General features: G+C 57.2%; 20 protein-coding genes. 15 read left to right on the forward strand and 5 right to left on the reverse strand.

Annotated elements, in window-relative coordinates; all coding sequences use genetic code 11:
* Positions 1-2 precede the first annotated feature (2 nt).
* Genes FIV08_RS08910 through FIV08_RS08920 form a run of 3 tightly spaced genes read left to right on the forward strand, consistent with a single transcriptional unit; the run spans position 3 to position 1,949 of the window.
* Positions 3-533, forward strand: a complete 531-nt coding sequence (locus FIV08_RS08910) for an ExbD/TolR family protein (protein WP_152438061.1) — start codon at positions 3-5, stop codon at positions 531-533.
* The gene (locus FIV08_RS08915; RefSeq protein WP_152438062.1) at positions 530-1,018 is read left to right on the forward strand and encodes an ExbD/TolR family protein; all 489 of its coding nucleotides are present in this window, start codon (positions 530-532) and stop codon (positions 1,016-1,018) included. Before FIV08_RS08910 ends, FIV08_RS08915 begins: the two co-directional genes overlap by 4 nt.
* Entirely contained in the window at positions 1,011-1,949 is a 939-nt protein-coding gene (locus FIV08_RS08920; RefSeq protein WP_152438063.1) for an AgmX/PglI C-terminal domain-containing protein, read from the forward strand. Before FIV08_RS08915 ends, FIV08_RS08920 begins: the two co-directional genes overlap by 8 nt.
* Before the next feature lie 12 nt (positions 1,950-1,961).
* Here FIV08_RS08920 and FIV08_RS08925 read toward each other — a convergent pair whose 3' ends face one another.
* The gene (locus tag FIV08_RS08925) at positions 1,962-2,447 is read right to left on the reverse strand and encodes a MaoC/PaaZ C-terminal domain-containing protein (RefSeq protein ID WP_152438064.1); all 486 of its coding nucleotides are present in this window, start codon (positions 2,445-2,447) and stop codon (positions 1,962-1,964) included.
* Between the two features lie 234 nt (positions 2,448-2,681).
* Between FIV08_RS08925 and FIV08_RS08930 the strand changes: the two genes are divergently transcribed.
* From FIV08_RS08930 to FIV08_RS08940, 3 genes are all read left to right on the forward strand, one after another.
* Complete coding sequence (locus FIV08_RS08930; RefSeq protein WP_106695669.1) at positions 2,682-4,358, forward strand: long-chain fatty acid--CoA ligase; 1,677 nt, start codon at positions 2,682-2,684, stop codon at positions 4,356-4,358.
* 139 nt (positions 4,359-4,497) lie between these two features.
* On the forward strand, positions 4,498-8,430 hold the full coding sequence (gene hrpA / locus FIV08_RS08935; protein WP_172972264.1) for an ATP-dependent RNA helicase HrpA: 3,933 nt from the start codon (positions 4,498-4,500) through the stop codon (positions 8,428-8,430).
* Between the two features lie 149 nt (positions 8,431-8,579).
* Positions 8,580-9,701, forward strand: a complete 1,122-nt coding sequence (locus tag FIV08_RS08940; RefSeq protein ID WP_152438065.1) for a beta-ketoacyl-ACP synthase III — start codon at positions 8,580-8,582, stop codon at positions 9,699-9,701.
* A gap of 6 nt (positions 9,702-9,707) precedes the next feature.
* On the opposite strand, the gene FIV08_RS08945 is transcribed toward FIV08_RS08940, so the two are convergent.
* Positions 9,708-10,115, reverse strand: coding sequence for an acyl-CoA thioesterase (locus FIV08_RS08945; RefSeq protein ID WP_061331114.1), 408 nt, complete (start codon positions 10,113-10,115; stop codon positions 9,708-9,710).
* Positions 10,116-10,204: 89 nt separating this feature from the next.
* On the opposite strand from FIV08_RS08945, the gene FIV08_RS08950 reads away from it, so the two are divergent.
* Genes FIV08_RS08950 through dinG form a run of 5 tightly spaced genes read left to right on the forward strand, consistent with a single transcriptional unit; the run spans position 10,205 to position 17,096 of the window.
* Positions 10,205-10,978, forward strand: a complete 774-nt coding sequence (locus FIV08_RS08950) for a VacJ family lipoprotein (RefSeq protein ID WP_152438066.1) — start codon at positions 10,205-10,207, stop codon at positions 10,976-10,978.
* A gap of 23 nt (positions 10,979-11,001) precedes the next feature.
* A complete protein-coding gene (locus FIV08_RS08955) occupies positions 11,002-12,489 on the forward strand; it encodes a DUF3336 domain-containing protein (protein WP_061331116.1) in 1,488 nt (495 codons plus the stop codon).
* A gap of 12 nt (positions 12,490-12,501) precedes the next feature.
* Entirely contained in the window at positions 12,502-14,199 is a 1,698-nt protein-coding gene (locus FIV08_RS08960) for an ExeA family protein (protein ID WP_152438067.1), read from the forward strand.
* A 3-nt stretch (positions 14,200-14,202) separates the two neighbouring features.
* Positions 14,203-14,916, forward strand: coding sequence for a general secretion pathway protein GspB (locus tag FIV08_RS08965; protein WP_152438068.1), 714 nt, complete (start codon positions 14,203-14,205; stop codon positions 14,914-14,916).
* A complete protein-coding gene (gene dinG, locus FIV08_RS08970) occupies positions 14,916-17,096 on the forward strand; it encodes an ATP-dependent DNA helicase DinG (RefSeq protein WP_152438069.1) in 2,181 nt (726 codons plus the stop codon). Before FIV08_RS08965 ends, dinG begins: the two co-directional genes overlap by 1 nt.
* Before the next feature lie 247 nt (positions 17,097-17,343).
* On the opposite strand, the gene FIV08_RS08975 is transcribed toward dinG, so the two are convergent.
* Positions 17,344-20,067, reverse strand: a complete 2,724-nt coding sequence (locus tag FIV08_RS08975; protein ID WP_152438070.1) for a LuxR C-terminal-related transcriptional regulator — start codon at positions 20,065-20,067, stop codon at positions 17,344-17,346.
* Positions 20,068-20,281: 214 nt separating this feature from the next.
* Between FIV08_RS08975 and cysB the strand changes: the two genes are divergently transcribed.
* Positions 20,282-21,259 (forward strand): HTH-type transcriptional regulator CysB, encoded by a 978-nt coding sequence (gene cysB / locus FIV08_RS08980; RefSeq protein WP_152438071.1) that lies wholly within the window; start codon positions 20,282-20,284, stop codon positions 21,257-21,259.
* 70 nt (positions 21,260-21,329) lie between these two features.
* Here cysB and FIV08_RS08985 read toward each other — a convergent pair whose 3' ends face one another.
* A complete protein-coding gene (locus FIV08_RS08985) occupies positions 21,330-22,055 on the reverse strand; it encodes a phosphoadenylyl-sulfate reductase (protein ID WP_152438072.1) in 726 nt (241 codons plus the stop codon).
* Between the two features lie 245 nt (positions 22,056-22,300).
* Here FIV08_RS08985 and thrH point away from each other — a divergent pair, with 245 nt between their 5' ends.
* Positions 22,301-22,915, forward strand: a complete 615-nt coding sequence (gene thrH, locus FIV08_RS08990; RefSeq protein ID WP_061331123.1) for a bifunctional phosphoserine phosphatase/homoserine phosphotransferase ThrH — start codon at positions 22,301-22,303, stop codon at positions 22,913-22,915.
* Between the two features lie 46 nt (positions 22,916-22,961).
* Here the strand turns inward: thrH and pabB are convergent, their stop codons facing one another.
* On the reverse strand, positions 22,962-24,323 hold the full coding sequence (pabB, locus tag FIV08_RS08995; RefSeq protein ID WP_152438073.1) for an aminodeoxychorismate synthase component I: 1,362 nt from the start codon (positions 24,321-24,323) through the stop codon (positions 22,962-22,964).
* Between the two features lie 173 nt (positions 24,324-24,496).
* On the opposite strand from pabB, the gene FIV08_RS09000 reads away from it, so the two are divergent.
* Positions 24,497-25,075: a hypothetical protein gene (locus FIV08_RS09000; protein ID WP_152438074.1), complete on the forward strand. Its 579-nt coding sequence runs from the start codon at positions 24,497-24,499 to the stop codon at positions 25,073-25,075.
* Positions 25,076-25,245: 170 nt separating this feature from the next.
* Positions 25,246-26,058, forward strand: coding sequence for a DUF6160 family protein (locus tag FIV08_RS09005; protein WP_152438075.1), 813 nt, complete (start codon positions 25,246-25,248; stop codon positions 26,056-26,058).
* The last annotated feature ends 125 nt before the right edge of the window (positions 26,059-26,183 follow it).

Below are 26,183 nucleotides of genomic sequence, written 5' to 3' on the forward strand. Positions count from 1 at the left end.
ATATGAGACGCAGACATCGCAGGCTGACGGCTCAGGCGGATCTGGACATTACCGCGTTTCTGAACCTGATGATTGTGCTGGTACCGGTGTTGTTGCTGGGCATGGTATTCACCCAGATCCGCATGATAGAGCTGAATTTTCCCGGGATGGAAGCCGGGCAGGCGCCAGCCTCTGAAAATTTCCGGCTGGTGGTCACTGTTATTCCGGGTGGCCTGGAAGTGGCCGACAGTGAGCGTGGGCTGATTGAAGTGCTTCCGGTCAAGGATGGGGGCCAGGACTTTCAGGGGCTCAGCACTGTTCTTCAGCAGATCAAGGCCCGTATGCCCGAAAAGACCGACGTAACCCTGGAAGTAGGCCCGGATGTGGATTATCAGACACTGGTAACCGTTATGGACACAGTCCGCTCTTACCCGGCAGTCGTTGCCGCCAGCGTGGTGGAGGCTGAGTTGTTCCCCGATGTGTCCCTGATGGATGCAGGCGAAGATCGCTCCCTGGCTCAGCGTGCCCCGGCAGCAGACGGAGGTGGCGTATGAAGGCATCACGCCGCGCCCGTCTGCGCCAACGCCATTACGGCAGGATGCACAAGGCCGGTGGCCTGAACCTGGTGTCGCTGATGGATATCTTCACCATTCTGGTGTTCTTTCTGATGGTGAATTCCTCCGATGTGAAGGTCATGCAGAATACGGCAGACGTGCCTTTGCCCACCTCGACGGCGGAGAAAGAAGCCGTGGAGAATCTGACCGTGCAGATCAGTGGCCGGTCTATTCTGGTTCAGGGCCGGGAAGTGGCAAGGCTGGACGGTATTGAGGCCTCGGACACTCACATTGCGGGCCTGTCTGAGGAGCTGGCGTATCGCCGGGGCCGCTGGGCGGAAGTGCCAGATCAGGGACTGGAAGTCACCATCATGGCGGCGAAAGAGACCGACTACCGGTTACTGCGCAAGATCATGCAAACCTGCGTGGACGAGGATTTCCGACAGGTCCGGCTGGCGGTAGAGGCGGAGGTGCGCAATGGCTGAACGCAAGCCAAGCACACAAATTTCCCGCCTTCCCTGGAGCAGTGATGGACGGGAGAGCGCGCGTTTCGGTGTGATACTTGCGGTCGTGGTTGCGCTGTTTCTGGTGCCGGCACTCATCATTCCAAACCTGCATGTACCCGAACGGGAACGGTCCGAAGCAGAGCGCATTCCGCCGCGGCTGGCGCAATTGGTGGAGGCGCCAAAAACCGTTGTAGTTGAAGTGCCAGAGCCAGAGCCGGAGCCGGAGCCTGAACCCGAGCGGGCAGAAGCCGAACCCGTCGTGGCCGACCCGGAACCCCGTCCGGAAACCAGGGTCTCGACACCCCCGGAGCAGACCACTGAACAGGCGAGGGAAAACGCCGCCCGTTCTGGTTTGTTTGCCATGAAAGACCGGCTTGCGGCACTGAGGGCGCCTGAGCCCTCAGCCCGGCCCGAGAACCGAACCGCTAATATTGGTGATGTACAGGCAGGGGTAAAGCAACCGATAGACGACCGCTCCAGGGTGTTAGCCGGCAGTGGCGGCGTCCAGAGCCGTGAGGGGCCGGCCCGGGAAGTGGCGCTGGCAGAGCAGAGCGTGCAAACCGTTTCGGCGCCCCGGGAAGTGGCGGTTGCCCCGGCAACCCCGGCCAGGCCCTCGGTAGGTGAGCGGGCCATGAGCAATATCCGGCAGGTGTTTGATACCCAGAAAAGTGTGCTCTATGCCCTGTACCAGCGGGAGCTGCGACAGGACCCGACGCTGGAGGGCAAGGTCACCCTGGAGCTGGTGATAGAGCCGGACGGCTCGGTGTCCGCATGCCAGGTGGTCAGCTCAGAGCTGGGCAACCCGGCCCTGGAGCAGCGCATTGCCATGCGGGTACAGATGTTCAACTTTGGTGCTGACAATGTCGAAACCCGGAAGGTTCGGTTCCCGATTGATTTCCTCCCGGGCTGACAGAATCCGACCTCAGCTTTCGATAGTAATTTTCGGCAGGCGTGGCTTTTGCAGTGAGATTTTCTCGGTGGGGGCGATGACTTTCGCCTCGCCGGTAACCACCTGGCTGTCATTCTGATTGCGCACATCGCACTGGAGTACCACGCGATGCTTCGGTTCTTTGCGCAGTACGGTGAGGGTGACGGTCAGGGTGTCGTCCAGTTTGACCGGGCGCTTGAACGACAGGCTCTGCTCAAGGTAAATGGTGCCGGGGCCGGGCATGACCGTGGCCAGTGCGGCAGAAATCAGAGAGCCACTCCACATTCCATGGGCAATGCGCTCCTTGAACATGGACTCCGCGGCAAACTCGGAGTCCAGGTGTACCGGGTTCACATCGCCCGAAACCGCAGCAAACAATACCAGCTCATCTTCGGTCAGTGTCCGGGTGAAGGTGGCAGAATCGCCCTCGTTCAATTCGTCATAGGTAATATTTTCAAGGGTATCCAGGGTGTCGCTCATCACAGACTCCGGTGACGGAAGAAGTGTTTGAAAGGGGTATACAGTTGTACCGGTTAACGCTTTGAAAACTACCTCATCGTTAACAAAACTGCTATTCTCTCCCGACTTTTTAAGGCTGAGACTTTTGTCGGGTTGATTTTTTGACCAGTTCGGCCTTGGCAAAACATTACAATCAGGGAGTTTCTGAACCCATCCGGTTGCTCCCCAATAGCGCCAATCAGACAGGAGATGGTGATGGATTTTGAGCAGTTCTATCAAGACAAGTACCCCGCCGGCATTCCCCGTGAGGTAGATCTCAAGAAATACAAAAACATGGTGGATGTATTTGAACAGGCTGTTAAGAAGTTTGCAGACAAGCCTGCGTTCACTGCGGTTGGCGTCACCCTGACATACCGGGATCTTGATACTCAGAGCCGTAATTTTGCGGCCTGGCTGCAGAATAAAACCGATCTCAAACCGGGTGATCGCATTGCGGTGCAAATGCCCAACATTACCCAGTACCCGGTCATTGTCTTCGGTGCCATGCGTGCTGGCCTGATCGTTGTTAACACCAACCCGCTGTACACCACCCGTGAAATGGAGCACCAGTTCAACGATTCCGGTGCCAAGGCGCTGGTGGTGCTGGCCAACATGGCAGACAACGCGGAGAAAGTGCTGCCCCATACCGGCATTGAGCACGTGATCGTGACTGAAATTGCCGATATGCATTCACCCATCAAGCGTACCCTGATGAACGCTGTGGTGAAGCACGTCAAGAAGATGGTTCCGTCCTACAACCTGCCGACTGCCCACAAACTGCCGGCGGTGCTTAGTGCCGGTGCCCGTGAGAAGTTCACTCCGGTAGATATCAATCTGGACGACCTGGCTGTACTGCAGTACACCGGTGGCACCACGGGTGTCGCCAAGGGCGCGATGCTGACCCACGCTAACCTGGTGGCCAACCTGACTCAGGTGCGCCCGATGATGGAAGATCAGGTAGAAGAGGGCAAGGAAGTGGTGATTGCACCGCTGCCGCTGTACCACATCTACTCGTTCACCCTGAACTGCGGCATCATGCTGGAAGCCGGCGCCCACAACGTTCTGATCCCGAACCCGCGCGATATTCCGGGCTTCGTGAAGGAAATGCAGAAGCAGAAGTTCTCTGCTTTCATTGGCCTGAACACCCTGTTCGTTGCCCTGTGTAACAATGAGGACTTCCAGGACCTGGATTTCTCTGGCCTGAAGCTGACGGCCTCTGGTGGTATGGCGCTGACCAGCGATACCGCAAAAATGTGGGAGCGTGTGACCGGTTGTGAAATCAGTGAAGGTTACGGCATGACTGAAACCTCTCCGGTGGTGACCTTCAACCCCCGCAGCGCTATCCAGATTGGCACCATCGGCCTGCCGATCCCGTCCACCGTGGTGAAAACCATTGACGACGACGGCAACGAAACCCCCATCGGCGAGCCCGGCGAACTGTGTGTGAAAGGCCCGCAGGTGATGCGTGGTTACTGGCAGCGCCCGGAAGATACCCAGAAGTCCTTCACTGACGATGGCTTCCTGAAAACCGGTGACGTTGCACTGATCCAGGAAGACGGCTACATCCGCATTGTTGATCGCAAGAAAGACATGATCATTGTGTCTGGCTTCAACGTGTTCCCGAACGAGATTGAAGACGTGGTAACCAGCCATCCGAAAGTGGTTGAGTGTGCCGCTGTGGGCATTCCGGACGCCAAGAGTGGCGAGGCCGTGAAGGTCTATGTGGTGCCCACGAAAGAAGGCGTAACTGCAAACGAACTGAAAGAGTTCTGCCGCGAGCGCCTGACCGCCTACAAAGTGCCCAAGCACTTTGAGTTCCGGGATGAGCTGCCCAAGAGTAACGTGGGCAAGATTCTGCGCCGTGAACTGCGGGACGAAGCCAACGCCAAGTAAACGGCGCAACTGTCAGGTTGCACCGCCTCCCACAAAGACCCTGCTCAGGCAGGGTCTTTGTGTTTCTACCGTTCGGATTTCCCGCTAGACTGTGGCGCCTTGTGATGCATCCATCAACCCATGAGTCTGTTGCCGTTCAATGACTGACAAAACAACGCCCGATAACGACCAATCCACGGCTGCCGATCCTCAGGCGGCAGTGAAGGCCTTTATGAGCCAGCTGGATGTCTGCAACCAGCAGGAGGCGGCGCGCATTATCCGCAGGGTGGGCCGCACCAAGGGCAAGCCGGGCCAGAAAGACCTGGAACAGATGGCAAACTGGTTGGAGCAGGGGCTTGAGAAGGTGCGCCAGCGTCAGGCGCTGCACCGCCCAGCGAGTTTTCCGCCGGGACTACCGGTCAGTGATCGGGTGGACGACATCAGCGAGGCCATCCGTAACCATCAGGTGGTGATCATCGCCGGCGAAACCGGCTCCGGTAAAACCACTCAGATTCCAAAAATATGCCTGAACCATGGCCGTGGCGTTCGTGGGCTGATTGGCCACACCCAACCGCGCCGGATTGCCGCACGCAGTGTCGCCGCCCGTATCGCCGAAGAGCTTGGTGAACAGGTTGGCCAGCAGATCGGTTACCAGGTGCGCTTTACCGATAACACCTCGGAGGCGTCCCGGGTCAAGGTCATGACCGATGGTATTCTGCTGGCGGAAATCCAGCACGATCGCTTCCTGGATCGTTATGACACGCTGATTATCGACGAGGCCCACGAACGTAGTCTCAATATCGATTTCCTGCTCGGGTACCTCAAGCAACTGTTGCCGAAACGGCCGGATCTGAAAGTCATCATTACCTCCGCCACCATTGAGGTTGATCGCTTCAGCGAGTTCTTCGATAAAGCACCGGTTATTGAGGTCAGCGGCCGAACCTATCCGGTGGATGTGCGCTACCGGCCCCTGACCGGGGATGAAGACGACCGGGACCAGGGCTGGACCGACGGTGTACTGTCGGCCATTGAGGAGATCGAACAGCACGAACGCAAGGAGAAGCAGCCCCCAGGAGATGTGCTGGTGTTCCTGCCGGGTGAGCGGGAAATACGGGCCCTCAGTAAAGTGCTGCGGCATGCGGAGCTGCGACACACCGAAGTATTGCCGTTATATTCCCGGCTCAGTAACCAGGAACAGAACCGGGTTTTTCAGGCCCATAAAGGCCGGCGGCTTGTGTTGTCCACCAACGTGGCGGAAACCTCGCTGACGGTACCCGGCATTCGTTACGTGATCGATACCGGGGTTGCCCGTATCAGCCGTTACAGCGTTCGCTCCAAGATTCAGCGCTTGCCGATCGAGCCAATCTCCCAGGCCAGCGCCAACCAGCGGGCGGGCCGTTGCGGGCGGGTGGCGCCGGGTATCTGTTTCCGGTTGTATGATGAAACCGATTTTCTCAACCGCCCCGAGTATACCGACCCGGAAATCCTGAGAACCAATCTGGCCTCGGTGATCCTGCAAATGGCTACCTCGGGCCTGGGCGACATCCAGAATTTCCCGTTTCTGGAAGCGCCGGATCGCCGCCAGGTGAACGATGGCTACAAACTGCTGGAAGAGCTGAGTGCTGTTGATGACAAACGCAGGGTGAGCCGTCTTGGCCGCACCATGGCACGCCTGCCACTGGACCCGCGCCTGGCCCGGATGCTGGTGACGGCGGCAGAGCAGGGCAGCCTGAGCGAAGTGCTGATTGTAATTGCCGGCCTCAGCGTTCAGGACCCGCGAGAGCGGCCCCAGGACAAACAGCAGGCAGCTGACCAGGCCCACGCACCGTTTAACGACAAGGAATCGGACTTTGCCACCTTGTTGAATATCTGGAACTGGTTTGAGGAGCAACGCCAGGAGCAATCCCAGAACCAGCTTAAACGGCTTTGCCAGAAAACCTTCCTGAGCTGGATGCGAATGCGCGAGTGGCGGGATATTCACCGGCAGCTGACGTTAATCTGCCGGGAGCAAAAGCTGGCTCTGAACAAGCAGCCGGCAAGCTATGAGTCCATGCATAAGGCGATTCTTGCGGGTTTGCTGGGCCACGTTGCGGTCAAGGTAGAGAAACGGGAGTACCTGGCAACCCGGAACCGGAAAGTGATGATTTTCCCTGGTTCAAAGGTGGCCAAGTCTGGGCCCAAGTGGATTGTGGCGGCGGAAATTGTGGAAACCAGCAAGGTATTCGCCCGCATGGTTGCTGCTATTCAGCCGGAATGGGTGGAGCCCCTGGCAGGCCATGTCGTAAAGCACCACTTTTTCGAACCCCACTGGGAGCAGAAACGAGCCCAGGTGATGGGTTACGAGAAGGTGACTTTGTATGGGCTGGATATTGTCGCCAAGCGGCGCATCCCCTACGCCAAGGTGGACCCGGAGGAATGCCGTAATCTGTTTATCCGGCGAGCGTTGGTGGAAGGCGATTACCATTCAAAAGCGCCGTTTATCGCCCGCAACCGGGAGATGCTCGATACCGTCGAGAATCTGGAAAAGAAAACCCGCCGTCGTGACCTGTTGGTGGATGACGAAGTGCTGGTGGCCTTTTACGACCAGCGCCTGCCAAAAGACATTGTCAGTGGCCGCCACTTTGAAAGCTGGTGGAAAGGTTTGTCTGCCGACGAACTTCGCAAACTGGAGCTGACCGAGGCCGATGTCTTGCAGCGCCCGCTGGACCAGGGTGCAGTGGAGCAATACCCGGATTATCTGGAATGGGAAGGCGTCAAGTACCCGCTCAGTTACGAATTCGAGCCCACCAGCGAGCGGGACGGGGTAACGTTACAAGTGCCCCTCATGGCGCTCAAGCAGATTCCCTCTCGCCGGCTGGAATGGCTGGTGCCAGGACTGTTGCGAGAAAAATGCATCGCCCTGGTGAAAGGGTTGCCCAAATCCCTGCGCCGAAACTTTGTTCCGGTTCCGGATTTCGTGGATGCGGCCCTGGCCAACATGCAGCCTGGCAACGAACCCCTGGCCCTGAAGCTGGGGGATCAACTGCGCCGGATGACGGGTGTGCAGATTGATCCGGAAGCCTGGCCGGAGGACGAACTGCCCCGGCACCTGCGGATGAACCTTCGGGTAACCGGAGACAAAGGCAAAGTGGTGGCAGAGAGCCGGGATACCGACGATTTGCAGGCCAAGCTGGAGGGCCGGGCGGAAGCTGCGCTGGCCTCGGCCACGAGCGATGAAAGTAGCTCGAAAGCACCTAAAGAATTCAGTGACTGGCAGTTCGGCAAGGTGCCAGAGCAGGTGCAGACTGAAAAAGGCGGTATGCAGGTAACGGTCTATCCCGCCCTTGAGGACCTGGGCAAGCAGGTGCGGTCCATTCGCTGCCTGGACCGGTTAACCGCTGAGGACACCATGCGCAGGGGTATTGCCCGGCTGATCATCAACCGGTTTGGCAACAGCCTGGCGGACCTTGAGCGCAAGCTGCCCCGGTTCAAACAGTCGGCACTGATGTTTGCCCCGGTGGGGCAGGCGAAAGTGCTGCTGGACGATCTGTTGTTGTCTGCGGTGATGCAACACTTCCTGCCCGGAACCCTGCCCAGAGACGAAGAAAGCTTTGTCAGGGTATTCGATGCCCACCGCGGGGATTTTATTCCGGCGTTGGAGCAGGCCGACGAACGCCTTTATCAGGCTATGGCCGGTTACCAGAAAGTCGCCAAGCAGCTCAAGGGCAAAATCAATCTGGCGCTGGCGCAAAGCATGGCAGATCTCAAATTCCAGCTTCAGTACCTGGTCTATCCGGGCTTCCTGGTGGCCACGCCATCCCAGTGGCTGGAACGCTTCGGGGTGTATTTCGAGGCAGCCTTGATTCGCCTGGAAAAAATGCCCAGGGAGATGGGCCGCGAGCGCGAATTCCTGCACACCATAGAGCCACTGTGGGCCCGTTACGCCACGAAGCTCGAACAGCAGAAACGCCAGGGCGTGCAAGACCCTGAACTGGAGCTGTATCGCTGGATGCTGGAAGAATACCGGGTCTCATTCTTTGCCCAACAACTGGGCACGGCGATGACCGTATCGGCCAAGCGACTCGACAAACAGTGGCAGAATACACGGGTGTAGGAGCTGAACAGGGTGCTTCTCGGGCCAGTATGGGGGAAGGCTGCACCGTTCTGGTGCTACTGGACTTTGGTCAGGCGGGCAATTCCGGCCGTGTGTGTTAGTATTTCTGACAGCATAGTGTCTTATTACAACCATGACGTGGGGTTATTGTGATTAAAGCCGTCATCAGCGGAACCGGCCTGTATACGCCACCCGCCATTATTGAAAACGATCAACTGGTTGAAGCCTTCAATCAATACGTAGAGCTGTATAACGATGAACACGCGGAAGAGATAGCCCGCGGTGAACTGACGGCTCTGCAACCTTCGTCATCTGCCTTTATTGAAAAGGCATCGGGCATCAAGCGCCGTCATGTGATTGACCGTGACGGTATTCTGGACCCGAGGCGCATGACACCGAATATTCCGGACCGGGATAACGAAGAACCGTCAGTTCAGTGCGAGATGGCCATTGTGGCCTGCAAGGAAGCACTTGAGCAGGCGGGCAAAACCACGGCGGATGTGGATGCGGTGATTGTTGCCTGTTCCAACCTGCAGCGGGCCTATCCGGCCATATCCATTGAAGTCCAGCAAGCCATGGGCATCGACGGTTTTGCCTATGACATGAATGTGGCCTGCAGCTCCGCCACCTTTGGCATCCAGGCTGCGGTGAACGCGGTGGAAAACGGCAGTGCCAGAGCCGTTTTGGTGGTCAGCCCGGAAATCTGCTCCGGGCATCTGAACTTCCGGGACCGGGACAGCCACTTCATTTTCGGTGACGCCTGCACGGCGATTCTGGTGGAAAGGGAAGAGAACACCCAGGCTGGCCAGGGTTTTGAAATTCTCGGTACCCGGCTGAAGACTCAGTTTTCCAACAATATCCGGAATAACTTCGGCTTCCTGAACCGGGCGGACGAATCGGGTATTGGCAAGCCGGACAAGCTGTTCATCCAGCAGGGGCGCAAAGTGTTCAAAGAGGTGTCACCGCTGGTGGCAGACACCATTCAGGGCCATCTGGCATCCCTGCAGCTGACGCCGGAAGACCTCAAGCGCATGTGGCTGCACCAGGCCAACCTGAATATGAACCAGTTGATTGCCAGAAAGGTTCTCGGCCGGGATGCAACGGTCGAGGAAGCGCCGGTGATTCTGGACGAATACGCCAACACCAGTTCGGCCGGTTCGATCATTGCCTTCCATAAACACAAGGATGACCTGAAAACCGGCGACCTGGGCGTGATCTGCTCGTTCGGCGCCGGCTATTCCATCGGTAGCGTGGTTGTTCGCCATCGGTGAGGCCTGTTACCTCGCTGCCAGCGCCCTCAGGGTGTCTGGCAGGGGGGTGGACTTTCGGGAAGCCCGGTCCATCCAGACAATCTTGGCGTAGCCTTCCGCGTAAACCACCCCTGTATCTGAATCTTTCAGCAGGTGGTAGGTATCCAGACTGGTATTTCCCGCTTTGTCCGCGTATGTTTCAACCACGACGTTGGCGGGGTGAGTCAATTCCTTCAGAAATGTGGCACTGGTCTTTATAATAACCGGTCCGGTTGGCTCTTCCGCGCCACCCAGTTCCAGTGACGACAGCCAGACAATCCGGGCTTCTTCAAAGAAGCGGAAGTAAACCGTGTTATTGGCGTGGCCGTATGCATCCATATCGCCCCATCGCAGCGACATGGTCAGGGAACTGACGGGGTTTCCCGGTACTGACATCTGATTTCCTCCGGATGACTTTCATAATAATAATCAAACGCCGGTATTGTCGACGAACTGAAACAGGTTAAACAACCCAAGAGAGCAACATGAGAAACCTTTTATCCCGGCGCCTGACCACGCTGGCTGCTCTGATCCTGCTGACGTGTGCAGGTGGCCAGTTACACGCCCAGAACATGCAGGAGCCGGTTCCCGAGGGTTCTACCCCGGTGAATACTGATGATCCCTACGAGAACTGGAACCGGAAGGTGTTCTCCTTCAACGATGCCATTGATCGCTGGTTCCTTCGGCCAGTCGCGCAAGCCTACCGCACAGTAACACCAACAATTGTCGACCGGGGTATCACCAATTTTTTCAATAATCTCACCGAAATCCGCAATTTCAGCAACAGCCTGCTGCAGCTGAAAGGTGAGTCGGCGGTGGTGGCCGCCGGGCGCTTCACCTATAACACGGTGTTTGGCCTCGGGGGCATTTTTGATGTGGCCACCGCCTTTGACTTACCCGAGCGCCCGGAAGATTTCGGTCAAACCCTGGGATACTGGGGGGTCGGTTCTGGCCCTTACCTGGTGATGCCGCTCCTCGGCCCGGCGACCCCGCGCTACTTTACCGGCATGGCAACTGACGGGTTCCTGTTGCCATCAGCCTGGGATGAGGTCAGCAGTCCCGAGTGGTATTACCTGCGGGCACTGCAGCTCGTTGATAAGCGGGCCGACCTGATCCCGGCAGAAAGCTTTATTTCTGGTGACCGGTACACGTTTGTGCGTAATGCTTTCCTGCAGCGTCGTGAATTTCTGATTAACGATGGTAAGATCACGCAAGACCCCTTCGCAGATGATGACGACTTCATGCTCGACGATTTCTGAGCGTTCACGCCGGGAGGCCGCAGGTGATCAAGGACCCCAGGATAGCCCGATTCCGCAAGTTGTTGGCGGAAGCTCCCAATTATGAACAGTGGAAGGCCGCCGCGCTGGAGCTGGATTTTCTTGAGGGCAATGCGGAGTGGAAGGAGGACTTTGCGTCTGACCTTTACCACTACGAGCTGATCTATGACCGGCTCAGTAACATCAAACAGTATCGTCAGCAGAATGACTTCGAGCGTTTGAAGCGAGCGCTCCGGGAAGGCCTCCACCATGATCTTGGCAACATGGGCAATCCCGCGCTTTACACCCGTTCCCGGGTTGGCACCAAGCACCTGATCGAGGAATACATCACCCAGGTGTGCGAGGCCCTGGATTACCTGTGTGATCATCCGGTGCCGGGCTTCCCCGTCTATGACAAGCTGCAGTTTTTCCGAGACACCCTGACCAGTTATGGCCGGCCAACGCTGCTGCTCAGCGGTGGCGCCAGTCTGGGTATGTTCCATTTTGGGGTGATCAAGGCCCTATGGGAAAAAGGTCTGCTGCCGCAGGTGATTGCGGGTTCCAGCATTGGCGCCATCATTGCCGGTATTCTCGGCGTGCATACTGACGCGGAAATCCCCGAAATGCTGGTGCCCGAGAACCACAACCTCAACGCCTGGAAGTGGCGGGGGATCATGAGCGCCATGCGGGGTGATGGCCTGATGGATCAGGAAACCCTGAAAAACTGCCTGCGGGCAAACATCGGCGACTATACCTTTGAAGAGGCCTACCAGCGCACCGGGCGAAGCATCAATATCAGTGTGTCGCCGGTTCAGACGCACCAGAAAGCACGGTTGATGTGCGGTTACACCTCGCCTTATATCCAGGTGTGGAGTGCGGCTCTTGCCAGTGCCGCGGTGCCAGGCATTTTCCCGCCCGTTACTCTGATGAAGAAAGACCTTTACGGTAATTCGCTGCCCTACATGCCCCGGTTGAAGTTTGTGGATGGGTCGGTGGTCAGCGATCTGCCCATTGAACGTTTGGTGCATTTATACGATGTGAATTTCACCATCGTCAGTCAGACCAATCCCCACGTTGTGCCGTTCCTCAGCCAGCAGAGTCGGGACGAAAAGCTGTCCCTGGGAAGCCTGCCGATGCATCTGGTGAAGTCCGAGATCCAGTTCCACGGCCAGGGTGTGTTCGATTATCTGAGAAAGCGGGTACGCCCGGAACTGATGCGGCAGATGGCTGGTCAGATGTACACCATCATGGCCCAGCGCTACTCCGGTGATGTGACGATTGCGCCCACCTATGCATTCCGGGACTTCCGTCGTATGCTGTCCAACCCCAGTCCGGAGTATGTTCGTGAGATGATTCTGGCCGGAGAGCGCGCAACCTGGCCGAAAATTTCGATGATTCGCTCCCACGCACGCATTTCGAAAACGCTTGAACGGTGCGTTCGTCGCCTGAAACAACAGAACCGAAAGGCCGCTGAATTACGACTGGTCAGCGGAGCCGACAAGGCTAAACCCTGATCCTGAGGAACCATGTACTACGATTTTTTCGGCTTTAGGGAACCTCCGTTTTCAATCGCACCGGACCCTCGCTACCTGTACCTGAGTGATCGCCACAAGGAAGCCCTGGCGCACCTCATGTATGGCGTGCAGGGGCAGGGCGGGTTTATTGTCATTACCGGTGAGGTGGGAACCGGTAAAACCACCGTGTGCCGGTGTTTTATCGAGAATGCTCCCGAGCATGTCGATATTGCGCTGATTCTCAACCCGCGGTTGTCTGCCCGGGAACTGTTGTCTTCGATCTGCGACGAGCTGGAAATCGACCACGCGCCGGAAGCCACCATCAAGCAGCTGGTGGATGGCATCAATCAGGAACTGCTCAAGGCCCACGCTGCTGGCCGCCATAAAGTTCTGATTATTGATGAGGCCCAGAACCTGTCCGCCGATGTGCTGGAACAATTGCGCCTGCTCACCAACCTGGAAACCGCCGAGAAAAAGCTGCTTCAGATTGTGCTGTTGGGGCAGCCGGAATTACAGGACATGTTGGCGCTGCCTGAATTGCGCCAGCTCAACCAGCGTGTGACCGCACGGTATCACCTCGACGCCATTGAGCAGGCAGATCTGCCGGCTTACCTTCGTTACCGTTTGAGTGTGGCCGGGCTGCGCGGAGATATCTTCAGCCCGGCCGCTGTCCGGAAACTCTATCGCCAGAGCCAGGGGATTCCCCGATTGATCAACCTGATCAGTGATCGTGCGCTGCTGGGCGCTTATGCTGAGGGTGAACACCAGATCACCGCCGACCACATCCGCCAGGCAGCTCGGGAAGTTCATGGTAGCAGCCGCCCGAAGACCACCGGTGGTGGCAGGGAGGTTTCCCGCGCAGGTCATCTGTTGTTGCTATCGGCGTCGATTCTGGTGGCGATCATCGGCACTATCTGGTTGTTCCAGCTGCCGGTAACCGAGCAGACCCTCGCTGACGACCTTGAAGCACCCGCCATCTCCGGCGTCATCGAGCGAGTCAGTGATCCGGTGGTGGCTGAACCCGGATTCGACACCGCTGAGCCAAATACGCTTCCGGAGCCAGCGGAACCTGGTGTAACCTCCTTTGAATTTGAACGCCACACCCAAGCGCTGACCGAGGCGTTTGGGCAGCTGTTCGGCGTTTGGGGCGAAGAGTATGACGCCCGGCAGTTTCCGGTTGCCTGCGATTACGCCCGAAGCATCCGCCTTGGCTGCCTGGAACGGCAGGGCAGCCGACGAAGCCTGGAGTTTCTGGATCGCCCGGCGATTCTGCACCTTCGCAATGGTCGAGGCGACACGGGCTATGTGGTGCTGCGATCTCTGGAGGGTGATACCGCCAGTATCGAGTTGGCGGGTGAAACCCGGGAGATTCCGTTTCGCCAGTTAGAGCAGTATTGGTATGGTGATTTCCGGGTGCTGTGGCGAATGCCCGAGTATATGTCGGGTGATGGTTTTTTTGCTGGCACTTCCGGGGCGCAGCTATGGATGGGCGCGCGGATGATGGAGCTGGCAGACCGGATATCGCCGAACCAGGCAGAGAGCGCCCGGGTAAAGCGGCTGACTACCGAAGAACAGGTGCGCTGGTATCAGGAGGCCAAAGGGCTGACGGTGGATGGAATTGCCGGGCCGATGACCATTATCCAGATCAATAATGACCTGGGCACGAATGTACCCCGGCTGGTAGCGGCCCGTGTGGGCAATAGCGGGTAGGCTATGTCATATATTCTTGATGCGTTGAGAAAATCCGAAGCCGAGCGGCGACAGGGCAAGGCACCAGACCTGGGGCAGCAGGTACAGATGGTCTACAGGCCCAAAAAGAAGCCGTTATCACCCGTTGTCTGGGTGGTTCTGGCGCTGTTGCTCAATGCTGCTGTGATGGCTTACCTGTTCTGGCCAGCGCAGCCTTCAGTTCAGCGCCCGGTGGAGGACGCACCGACAGTGGCGCAGCCAGCGCTAACCGCTGCAGATCCGGATGACGTGGTCACCGAACAGGGGCCAGTGGCCCCGGAAACTGCTCCGGTCGAGGCGACGCCACAGGTTGAGCCAACCCGGGAAGTGGTTCCGGTGTTTGAGGTGGCGGACGAGCCCCTGGTTGAATCCGGCAATGAAGCTCCCCTGGTGATTGTTCCGGACCAGTCTGTTAGGGAAAGGGTGTTGACGCCGGCTGACTCTCAGGGCAGAGTGCCGCACCTGGTAGAACTGCCGCTGTCGTTTCAAAAGAGCGTTCCTGATTTGACCTTCAATAGCCATATCTATTCGTCCGACCCCATGGCCAGCCGGGTAATGATCAACAACCAGTATCTTCGCCCTGGCGACACCTTTGCCAGCCTGGTGGTTGAGCGTATCACTGAGGATGGCGTGATTCTCAGCAAATCTGGCCAACGTTTCCGGGTAGGCACGGTACGAGACTGGGTGAGCCCGCGATAATGGCGCTGACCGACGACGTCAAACAACAGATACAGCAGGCTTATCGAGATGTCTTGGCCGGTAAGGACGTTCGCGCCCGTTACGGCCAACGGCTGATGATCGCGGAGATTGCCCGTTACATGGGTGAAATCACCGACAACGATGGCCAGCGTACCTCGCCACCGGCAGCCTGTGTGGTGGAAGCCGGCACCGGTACCGGCAAAACCCTGGCGTACCTGATCGCAGCGATACCCGTAGCCAAGGCCCTGGGTAAAACGTTGGTGATCTCCACGGCAACAGTGGCGTTGCAGGATCAGATTGTTCTGAAGGACCTTCCCGACCTTCGCAAACACAGCAAACTGGATTTCAGCTGGACCCTTGCCAAGGGGCGGGGCCGTTATCTGTGCATGTCCCGCCTGGAGGCCCGGTTACACGACGAGGGCCATGGTGACAGCGACACCATGCCCCTGTTCCTTCTTGATCAGCCCATGGATGACGAGGCTGCAAGCCGAATCACCTTTGAGAAGATGCTTGCCACCTACGGTTCCCGTGAATGGGACGGCGACCGGGACCATTGGCCGGAGCAGATTCCCGATGAGATCTGGCGCCAGGTGACCACCGACCACCGCCAGTGTACCAATCGCCATTGTGCCTACTTCGACAGTTGCGCGTTTTTCGATGCCCGCAAAGACCTGGACGACGCCGATGTGGTGGTGGCCAACCACGACCTGGTGTTGGCCGACCTTGCCCTGGGCGGCGGTGCCATTTTGCCGGAACCGGAAAATGCCCTGTTCATATTTGACGAAGCACACCACTTGCCAGACAAGGCGTTAAACCATTTTGCTGCGTCGGTACCGTTAAACTCCACACGGCAATGGCTGAAACAGTTGTCCCAGGCCCTGGTGAAAATGCAGCCCTGGTTACCTGGCGGCTCCCAGGCGACCAAGGCGGTTGAGAAAATCAGTACATCTGGCCGTGACCTGGATCTCGCCCTTGGCAAGGTTTACGAAGAGGTTGAGCAGAACACCGGCTGGGAATTCAATGACGAACGGCGCAGCGCCCAGTGGCGTTACCCGGATGGCGAGCTGCCGGAGGCGGTTGCAGAGTTGGCGGCGGAGACCCGGATTGTCACCGCAGGCCTGGTTAGGCACCTGGGCACTCTGGTGGATGAACTGCAAAGTGCCTTTGATGAGCGAAAAGACCCGGAACTGGACCGGGACACTGCCGATTCCTGGTATCCGGTGATTGGCGCTTTCCATAGCCGGGCAGAGGAACAATTACGCCTGTGGGCAGCCTGGTGTGAATCCGGGCTCGCCAGTCCACAAAACGACGAGCAGGCAGAAGCCGCACCGGTCGTGCGTAAAGGGCCACCGTCTGCCCGCTGGGCCGTGCGCCAACGTTGGGACCATGCAGAAGATATTGCCCTGTTCAGCTCACCGGTGCTCGCGGACAACCTGTTGTATTCCCGGCTGTGGTCGCGGGTCTATGGCGCCGTTCTGACCAGTGCCACACTGACGGCCCTGGGCCGTTTCGACCGTTTGCGTTCCCGGGCGGGATTGCCAGAGGCCAGCCGTTATCTGGTGGTTCCCAGTTCCTTCCGTTATGGCGAGATGGCCACGGTGGAAGTGCCGGCTATGGCTGCAATGCCAACCGATGATGGCTTTGCCGAGGCGCTGATCAAGCGACTACCGGATCTCTGGGCAGGTGAGAAGGCCACCCTGGTTCTGTTTACTTCCCGCCGGCAGATGCAACAGGTGAGGGATGCTCTGGCGCCGGACTACCCTGAGTTGATTCTGACGCAGGATGACATGGCGAAGAATGAGGTGTTGCGCACGCACTGCTCTCGTGTTGATGAAGGGCGCCCCAGTGTGCTGTTCGGAGTGGCCAGCTTTGCTGAGGGAATCGACCTGCCCGGAAAATATCTGCACCACGTGGTGATCACTCGCCTGCCTTTCTCTGTGCCGGACGACCCGATCGAGGCCAGTCTGGCTGAGTGGGTGACCCAGCGGGGTGGCAACCCGTTTATGGAAATCACCGTGCCGGATGCCTCCGTAAAGCTGGTCCAGGCTGTGGGGCGGTTGTTGCGCACCGAGCAGGATACCGGGAGGGTAACCATTCTGGACCGCCGTATAGTGGCGCGCCGATACGGCCAGTTGCTGCTGGACGCGCTGCCGCCGTTCCGGCGAATCATTGAGCATTAATTCGGGTAGTGCCCATAAAAAAAAGAGCCAACCCGAAAGGGGATGGCTCTTATCGAAAGGGGTTCAAACGAACCCGGGCGTCGAAACAACGCGGAACAAGAAGTCTGAAGGCCTGAAGTTCAGAATTCCCGGCAAGGCGTTAACCTCACCATGGTTGAATAATAGGGCTTAACGGGGCGTAAACGGATCGTCCAAAGGGCGTAGTGAGGAGGCTTAATTCTCGAAAAGTGTGACATGCATCACACTTTTATTCACGGAGCACTTTCAGTTCCCGTGCCCGGGCCAGAGCTTCGGTGCGCCGGCTAACGCCGAGCTTTCCGTACAGGTTCCGGATATGTGCTTTGACGGTGGCGGGCGCCACCGCCATCCTGATGGCGATGTCCTTGTTGGCCAGCCCCTGATTAATCAGCAGCAGTACTTCCTGTTCTCTCTGGCTCAGGGGTTCGGCCAGCCCGTCAGTTGTTTCAGAAGGCTGGTCCGATTGGGGCTTGGATATGGCAATGTCGGCGTTTCCGGATAGCTGGTCTTTCAGCATGGTCAGCAGTTCACGGTTCCAGCGCCCAGGCGTTCGTAGTCGGGGGCAGTCCAGCAGCATGGCCCGGAGACTGGGGCTTTCTTCCGCAAACAGCTTCAAAAAACCTGCGTTTTCGGCTCTATCCAGCGCCCTCTCCAGCATGACGGCGGCTTCCTCAGTGCGATCTTCCTGCGCAAGGGCATCGGCATACACCAACAGGATCTCCACCAGATGTCGGTTATGGGCGTTGCGTTCCGCCACCGGAACCAGTGCCGACAGGGTTTCCTGCGCTTTCTGGTAATCCTTTTGGGCTACCTGCACCCGGGCCAGCGCGATCTGGTTCTGTTCCCGGTTCAGGGGGTTGGTGGCTGGTGTTTCCAGGGCCGCCTTCAGGGTGGTCATGGCTTTATCAGCGAGACCCAGCGCAAGGTAACAACGAGCCAGAAGGGCCGAAGCGGCAGGTGGCTCAAACAGGATGTGGTCACGGCGCTTGCTGCCAACGGCGACAGCGTCATCCAGCAATTCAATGGCCTCTTCGAGTTTGCCTTGGCTGAACGCAAGGTGGCCGCGTACGTACTGGATGACCACGTGCTGTCCGGGCTCCGTACCTTTCTCCACATGCTCTAGCAGCGGAGACAGGTAACTGGCGGCCAACTCCGGTTCATTGCGTTCACGGTAGATTTCGGTCAGCGCGCTGTTCTGCCAGCAGGAAATAAGGCGTGGCTGGCTTGGGTCTGCAAAATGCTCATCCACCCAGTTGCGTACGCGGGTGGTGGTTTTCAGGGCCAGCTCGGTGTCACCACGATTGTACTGAATCCACGCCAACAGGCCGCCGGAGGACAGCGCGGTGCTGGCCTTGCGCTCTATCTGGCCATAGTGAACGGCTGATTCCAGCGCTTCCTCGGCATCGTTGAGTTCACCCTTGCCAAAGTAGTCGAGGCCGAGGCCGTAATAGGTGACGGATTTCAGCGGAATCTGGATCTGATCGATGTCCTTGAGTACCTGGCGGGTCAGGTCTGACGCATTCTTTTCGTCATTCCTGCTTCGGGCCAGGTAAGAACGCACCAGGGATATTTCACTGTGGATAGCCAGCGCGCCCTCGGCGTCCGGATGGGAATCGGCTACCCGCCGGTCGAGCAGATCTTCGACTTCAGTCAGCAGGGGCGCCAGGCCCTCAACGCGGTTGGCAAAGAACAACCCCCAGATTCTGAGCATCTGCAGCTGAGGGCTTTCAGCCAGTTGCCTTGGCGGTATCGTGTCCAGCCACGCCAGTACCGGCAGGTGGTAGCCACCGTGAATCAGGTTGTTACCATGCTCGGCAAGTACCCGGGCCAGGCGGTCGGTGTCATTCTGGCTGACGATCTGGGCAATCCCTTCCTGTACCTGGCCGTGGCTAAGCAACCAGTCAATGGTGCGGGACTGGAGCTCCGCCGCCCGTTGTGGATCAATCGATTCTATCCGTTGGAGCAGGGCTTCCCGGAACAGGTCATGGTAGCGGAACCACTGGTTGTGTTTGTCCAGGGGAATCAGGAACAGGTTCAGGGAAAGCAGGCGAGTGAGGATGTCCTGGCTGTCATCCCGCTGGCGAACGGCATTGCACAGTGAGCTCGACAGACGAGGGCAGTAAGCAGTGTCCAACAAGAATCCGGTGAGTTCGTCCGGGAGCTGGTGCAGAACTTCGGTAAGAACATAGTCACTGATCAGCGCACCATCTGGTGTGCCGATACGCTCATGGCCGGAGTGGCCGGACTCCAGGGCTTCGGTTTTACCTGCCAGGGCGGAGAGCTGCATGGCGGCAACCCAGCCCTCGGTACGCCGGCAAATGGTGCGGATCTCCTGTTCAGACAGGTTCATTGCCATGGTGTCCTGGAAGAAGGCTCTGCATTCGTCTTCCGAAAACGCCATCAGTCCCGGATGAATATCCTGAACCTGGCGCCTGACCCGCCATCGTGCCAATGGCAGTGGGGGTTCAGTGCGGGAGGCGATGGTTATCAGGATGCCCGGGGGAAGGTAGTCCATGCACCAGGCCAACTGACGGTGGATGCCGTCGTTACTGATCACATGGTAATCGTCGAGAACCAGATGCCAGGGATTGCGGTCTTCGGCCAGGGCATTGACCAGTCCGGTAATGGCGGCAGTCAGGTCGTCACCCTGTTGCCGGGATATCTGCTTCTCGCAGTCTTCAAGCCCCATGAGACCGGCATGCTTGAATGCGCCAATCACGTACTGCCAGAACTGCCCCGGCTGGTCGTCATGTTCATCCAGTGACAGCCAGGCGGTGCTGGTACTGTTGCGGGCGCACCACTGGCTGACCAGGGTGGTCTTGCCAAAGCCTGCCGGTGCCACGATCAGGTTCAGCCTTTTACCTTGCTCCGGTTCCAACAGGGCGTCCAGCCGGTGCCTGCGCACAGCTCTGGAATCGGGTGTTGGCCTGAGAAATTTTGTGGTCAGTAGCATGATTTCCCGGGGTCAGGGCATGGTAGTAACCGGATTGTGTGCTTTGTCGCACACAAGTCAAGTGCTGCGGTGACGCAAAGCGTTGGTGGGGCAGCGAATCCTGGTAATTGGTCTACACTGAATACAGATAAAATTGTATATCCAAAAAGAATGAAAAAATAAATTCTTATGCGTATTATCGGGTAAAAGACTCATCCAGGGAGCGACAGACTCAATGAAATTACAGCAGCTGCGTTATATCTGGGAAGTGGCGCACCACGATCTGAATGTCTCCGCCACCGCCCAGAGCCTTTTCACTTCCCAGCCGGGTATCTCAAAGCAGATTCGGTTACTGGAAGATGAGTTGGGCCTGGAGGTGTTTGCCCGCAGTGGTAAGCACCTGACTCGCATCACCCCCGGTGGCGAGATTATCATCCGGGAAGCCGGTGAAATACTGCGCCGGGTGGAGGGCATCAAAAAGATTGCCCAGGAGTTCAGTAATCAGCGCAAGGGTGACCTGAGTATTGCCACGACCCATACCCAGGCCCGTTACGCCTTGCCACCGGTGATCAGTGGTTTCATTGAAGAATATCCGGACGTGTCTCTGCATATGCATCAAGGCACGCCGATGCAGATTTCCGAGATGGCTGCCAATGGCGCTGTGGACTTCGCCATCGCCACTGAGGGCATGGACCTGTTTAATGATCTGATCATGATGCCTTGTTATAAGTGGAATCGCTGCGTGATTGTGCCCAAGGATCATCCGCTGGCAAAAGGGCAGGAGCTGACCCTGGAAGAGCTGGCGGAGTATTCCCTGGTGACCTACGTCTTTGGTTTTACCGGCCGGTCCAAGTTGGATGAGGCCTTCCAGTCACGTGGTCTGACACCAAAAGTGGTGTTTACCGCTGCCGATGCCGACGTGATAAAAACCTACGTAAGGCTGGGGCTCGGGGTCGGGATTATCGCCAGCATGGCGTTTGATCCAAAAGTGGATACCGATCTGGTATCGCTGGATGCCAGCAAACTGTTCCGGCCTTCCGTCACCCGAATCGGGTTTCGAAAAGGGACCTTCCTGCGTGGTTACATGTACGATTTCATGCACAGGTTTGCGCCACACCTGACCAAAGACATGATCGATAACGTGGTCGCGCATCAGGGCAGTCGCACAGAAATCCAGGATTTGTTCAAGGATATTGAGCTGCCGGTTTATTGAGGTTCTGAATAACAAAAAAGCCCGCCGTCCGTGATGACGTGCGGGCTTTTTTTGCGGATGTGAAATGGGGTTAGCCTGATTTGCCGATCAGGTTGCCCGCATGCAGGCCACATTCCTTATGGGTAGCCTCTTCCCACCACCAGCGGCCTTCCCGCTCGTGCTGGCCCGGCAGAACCGGCCTGGTGCAGGGCTGGCAGCCGATGCTGACGAAGCCTTTTTCGTGCAGTGTGTTGTAGGGCACCTCAGACATCCGGATGTAATCCCAGACCTCTTTCGAGCTCCAGTTCGCCAGCGGGTTGAATTTCACCAGAGTCTTGTTGTCGCTGGAGAAAGCTGAATCAACCTGAACGACCGGTACGTCGTTTCGGGTACCGGGGCTCTGATCCCTGCGTTGCCCGGTAATCCAGGCATCAACGGTCGCCAGTTTCTTGCGCAGAGGATTGACCTTGCGAATGCCGCAACATTCGGAATGGCCATCTTCGTAGAAGCTGAACAATCCTTTGCGGTTCACCATGTCCTGAACTTCACCGGCATCCGGGAACAGCACTTCGATCTCGATTCCGTAATGCTTTCGCACTCGCTCGATGAAGTCGTAGGTTTCCGGGTGCAGCCGGCCTGTGTCGAGGGTAAACACCTGCAGGTTGTCGGTTAGCTTGTGGGCCATTTCGATCAGCACCACGTCTTCGGCGCCGCTGAATGAAATGGCGATGTTGTCATAGCGCGCCAGCGCCGCCTTGAGGATAGCCCGGGGGCTTTGGCCGTCGAGTTCAGCGCGGAGAGTTTCAATATCAGTCATGTTGCTCCAGGGGGCTTTTCCACTGTGCGATCAACGGAGTGAATAAAGGCGTGATCTAACCTGAAATAAAGGCTACCACCAAATGCCTCATAGCTTGAAGGAATGAGCATCTATATCTTTATGCCTCGCTGATAAGGTGATCCATGGGATTCACGATGCATTCCGGTCAGGATTTTCATATCATACGCCCCAGACAACCTGGGCCTTGTTGGCCCGGCCAATTATGACTTTTTCAGGAGACCGTTGTGGAACTCGCATGTCTTGACCTTGAGGGCGTACTGATCCCGGAAATCTGGATCGCATTTGCAGAAAAAACCGGCATAGAGGAGCTCAAGGCAACCACTCGGGATATTCCTGACTATGATGTGCTGATGAAGCAGCGTCTGCGGATTCTGGACGAGCACGGCTACGGGCTGCCGGAGATCCAGGAAGTGATCAGCACCCTGGACCCACTGCCTGGCGCCCGTGAATTTCTGGATTGGCTGCGTGAGCGGTTCCAGGTGGTGATCCTGTCAGATACCTTCTATGAATTCGCCATGCCCCTGATGAAAAAACTGGGCTATCCGGCTCTGCTGTGCCATAAACTCGAAGTGGCGGAGAATGGGCAGATCACCAACTATCTGCTGCGTCAGCGTGATCCCAAGCGCCAGTCAGTTCGTGCTTTTCAGTTGCTGAATTACCGGGTGATTGCGGCCGGTGATTCCTACAATGACACCACCATGCTGGGCCAGGCAGAGGCCGGCATTCTGTTCCATGCTCCGCAGAATGTTATTGACGAGTTCCCGCACTTCCCCGCGGTGCACAATTTCGATGATCTGCGGCAGGAATTCCTGAAGGCCAGCGCTGTTCACCCGGCCTGATCCTTTGGGGCTCTGACTTGCGCTGCCGCAAGCCTGGCAGTGCAGGTCAGAGTTTCAGTTGCTCCAGAAACCGCATCAGCGGCTGAACTTTTGCCAGGGTTTCCTGGTATTCAGCCTCTGGTTCAGAGTCGGCCACGATTCCACCCCCTCCCCAGCAACTAACTGTCCCGTCCGGCTCGCACAGCAGGGTGCGAATCGCAATACTGCTGTCCAGATTGCCATCAAGAGCGTAATAGAACACCGAGCCACAGTAGGGACCCCGCCAGTGGGGCTCCAATTCGGCAATGATTTCCATGGCCCGGATTTTCGGGGCTCCGGTAATGGAGCCACCGGGGAACGCATCAAACAATGCCTGTAACGGGCTGATGCCAGGTTTCAATTTGGCTCGAATGTGGCTAACCAGGTGATGCACGTTGCGGTACGACTCAAGCGCAAACAACTCATCCACACTGACCGAGCCGGGCAGGGCGTGGACGCTGAGGTCGTTACGAAGCAGATCCACAATCATCAGGTTCTCGGCCCGGTCTTTCTCCGAGGTCAGTAGCTCCTGCGCCAAAGCTTCATCCTGTTCAGGGTTCTGGCCCCGGGCACGGGTGCCCTTGATGGGGCTGGTTTCAATCACACCATCGCGAATGGCCAGGAATCGTTCCGGTGATACTGACACTACGGCGTTACCCCGGAAGCGGAGAAAAGCCGCGTAAGGCGTAGGGTTGGCATGGCTGAGCGCGTTGAAGGCGGCCCAGGGGCTGCCCTGGTAACGCCCCTCAAAGGACTGGGACAGATTCGCCTGATAGCAGTCGCCAGACTGAATGTAATGTCTTACCTGATCTACCCGCTGCCGAAAACGCTCGGGGGATTGCGTTGGGGTGAAATGGCTGGTCATCAGCCAGGGGGCATGATCAGCGTTGGGGGAGCTCTCAAGCCAGCTGATTATTTGTTTGGCCGCGGCGGCAGGCAGTGCGGGATGGACCCACAGATAACATTCGCCACTCTCCAGGTCTTCACTGGCCATCCACAGGTACAGCCCGGAGAAAAACAGGGGGTAACGGTGTTCTTTCGCCAATCTGTTCAGCCTTGGCTCCCGGGCGTAGCCGAACTCGTAGGCAATACTGCCAACCCAACCACCCGCTAGCGGGCAGGGCACCTCGGCATTGGTAATCCCGGGCTGCCGGTAGGAGTCTGCCAGTGCCTCCAGCTTGGCGGCCAACGCTGGCGTATCGATTCGGCTACCCGGATTGCTCTCGATGACGACCTGCTCCACGGCAAGACAACTGAAGCCCCTGGCCCCACCACGACCCCCCGATGACGCCTGGCTGCCCAGAAAAACGAAGTCCGGTTGCTGCGAGGCATGGGTGCACAGTTGGTTGTACTGTTGCCGGGTAACAGGCTGGCAGAGAGGAAAGGCCAAGATACCTCCGTTAAAAATTGGAAGAATGATACACGATGCACAAAACGGCCGTTGTCCGATCAGGACAGGCGCTGATCTAATGGTTATACGGAGCCGATCAGCCCGGAGCGTATTTTACCGGGTTTTGACGCCCATGAACTGAAAATCCATAAAACAAGAACGGAAGTTGTCCTATGTCCCGCTTCAGAAAACACGCACTTGCCGCCACGTTCAGTCTGTTTGCCCTGGGTGCGACGCATTCGTTGGCGGAGGGTTTGCCGCAAGACGGTCCCTTGTCTGATGGAAAAATTTCGGAGGATGAGTTGGGTGTGGTTATTCTCAGCGCGCAGCAGCAGCTGATTCGGTTGTCGGAGGCGGCAACGAAAGAGTATCAGTCAGCCATCTTGGAACCGGGTGCAAATACGCCGAAGGCCTGGATGCTGATGAAGGATGGTGAAACCGTAAAGCGGATCAATATTGATGCTCAGGCTGTTGGCATGCCTGCGGTCGCACAATTAAAGATGTATCGGGCAGCTATTAAGTCGATTGCCCAGCGAGGACAGATAAACGCTGCGGCGATCCTCTACACCGGTAGGGTGAGTGAGGGGAATGAGACGGAAGTTCTGGTGATAGAGCATGAGCATCGGTTGGGCGTGTCCTCAAACAAGGTGATTGGCTACGAGATTCGTAATGGAGCGATTTCCTGGGCTGAGCCGGTCTCTCAGGAGAAACCGTTTGAATGGTTTTACGAGGGCAAAGGCGGTAAGTCCTGAGCAAAATGCGAACTCATCGATACTTGTTTCCAATTGTAAATGTAACGTAAAAGACTGTGAATGGAGTCACGGACTAGGACTGTAAAACAATCTTAAATGGACCTGTGGAGTAAAGGACTTCACTTAAAAAACTCACACAAGAATAAAATGAGTTTCACAAGGAGATAATAATGAAAGGCCTGAAGAAAATTGCTCTGGCAACTGCCGTTGCCGCTATGCCATTCGCTGCTCACGCTGACATGAAAGCTCTTGACGATACCGCAATGGGTAACGTTACTGGCCAGGCTGGTGTGACCATCGAACTGGAAACCAAAGTCAGCATCGGTCAGTTCGTGTATACCGATGAAGGTAGCTTCACCGTGAACGACATCGTTCTGGGTGGTTCTGGTGTTGCTGGCGGTCCTGGCTCCGATCTGCTGGACGACCTGTACATCGATATCGATGTAGAGGCTGACGGCGACGCAGTCATCTCCGTTCACTCCATCTCCGGCGCCCCGATCGACTGGGGTATGACAGCCAGCTCCATGGAACTGGTTGCAGCTGATGGCAGCGAGAGCACCACACTGGTTTCCAACCTGAGTGGCTACGGTGCGTTGGGTCAGCTGGACATTCGTGTTGATACCGCGACTGACACCCTGAACCTGGACGTTGCATTCAACGTGCAGCAGATGGACTTCGATGTTGAATTCCTGGGTGTTGGTATCCGTGACATGGCTATCATGGGTGGTAACTTCTTTGAAGAAGTTGCAGCTAACGGCCAGCCAGTTAGCGCAGCCGGTCTTTTCGCTGTTGCTAACGTAGATGTTTACAAAGGCGATGGTCTTGGTGCATCCACTATGACTGACGTCCTGCGTATCGACATCAACGACATCACCATGGACATGTCCATCGGTGCGATCGAGATTGGCGGCGCTTCCATCGGCTCTATCGCCATGGATAACCTGACCATCTCCGACACTCGTCTGGCTGTTTACGGTCACTAATCTGACCTGAACACCTGAGTAGGTGATGAGCGCCCCGCATTGCGGGGCGTTTTTAGTTAGTCAGAAAAAATCTGGCCAAAACAAAACGGCGACACGAAGAAGGTCGCCGTTGTACTTTTTTAAAG

It is taken from the genome of Marinobacter sp. THAF197a (genome assembly GCF_009363275.1).
Taxonomy (GTDB): Bacteria; Pseudomonadota; Gammaproteobacteria; order Pseudomonadales; family Oleiphilaceae; genus Marinobacter.

Excerpts from the sequence above, each read along its gene's own strand:
- FIV08_RS08910 (WP_152438061.1), top strand. The coding sequence starts at position 3 with ATGAGACGCAGACATCGCAGGCTGACGGCTCAGGCGGATCTGGACATT.
- FIV08_RS08920 (WP_152438063.1), top strand. The coding sequence starts at position 1,011 with ATGGCTGAACGCAAGCCAAGCACACAAATTTCCCGCCTTCCCTGGAGC.
- FIV08_RS08915 (WP_152438062.1), top strand. The coding sequence starts at position 530 with ATGAAGGCATCACGCCGCGCCCGTCTGCGCCAACGCCATTACGGCAGG.
- dinG (WP_152438069.1), top strand. The coding sequence starts at position 14,916 with ATGGCGCTGACCGACGACGTCAAACAACAGATACAGCAGGCTTATCGA.
- FIV08_RS08925 (WP_152438064.1), bottom strand. The coding sequence starts at position 2,447 with ATGAGCGACACCCTGGATACCCTTGAAAATATTACCTATGACGAATTG.
- FIV08_RS09000 (WP_152438074.1), top strand. The coding sequence starts at position 24,497 with ATGTCCCGCTTCAGAAAACACGCACTTGCCGCCACGTTCAGTCTGTTT.
- FIV08_RS09005 (WP_152438075.1), top strand. The coding sequence starts at position 25,246 with ATGAAAGGCCTGAAGAAAATTGCTCTGGCAACTGCCGTTGCCGCTATG.
- FIV08_RS08945 (WP_061331114.1), bottom strand. The coding sequence starts at position 10,115 with ATGTCAGTACCGGGAAACCCCGTCAGTTCCCTGACCATGTCGCTGCGA.
- FIV08_RS08950 (WP_152438066.1), top strand. The coding sequence starts at position 10,205 with ATGAGAAACCTTTTATCCCGGCGCCTGACCACGCTGGCTGCTCTGATC.
- FIV08_RS08960 (WP_152438067.1), top strand. The coding sequence starts at position 12,502 with ATGTACTACGATTTTTTCGGCTTTAGGGAACCTCCGTTTTCAATCGCA.
- hrpA (WP_172972264.1), top strand. The coding sequence starts at position 4,498 with ATGACTGACAAAACAACGCCCGATAACGACCAATCCACGGCTGCCGAT.
- FIV08_RS08985 (WP_152438072.1), bottom strand. The coding sequence starts at position 22,055 with ATGACTGATATTGAAACTCTCCGCGCTGAACTCGACGGCCAAAGCCCC.
- FIV08_RS08930 (WP_106695669.1), top strand. The coding sequence starts at position 2,682 with ATGGATTTTGAGCAGTTCTATCAAGACAAGTACCCCGCCGGCATTCCC.
- FIV08_RS08975 (WP_152438070.1), bottom strand. The coding sequence starts at position 20,067 with ATGCTACTGACCACAAAATTTCTCAGGCCAACACCCGATTCCAGAGCT.
- FIV08_RS08965 (WP_152438068.1), top strand. The coding sequence starts at position 14,203 with ATGTCATATATTCTTGATGCGTTGAGAAAATCCGAAGCCGAGCGGCGA.
- cysB (WP_152438071.1), top strand. The coding sequence starts at position 20,282 with ATGAAATTACAGCAGCTGCGTTATATCTGGGAAGTGGCGCACCACGAT.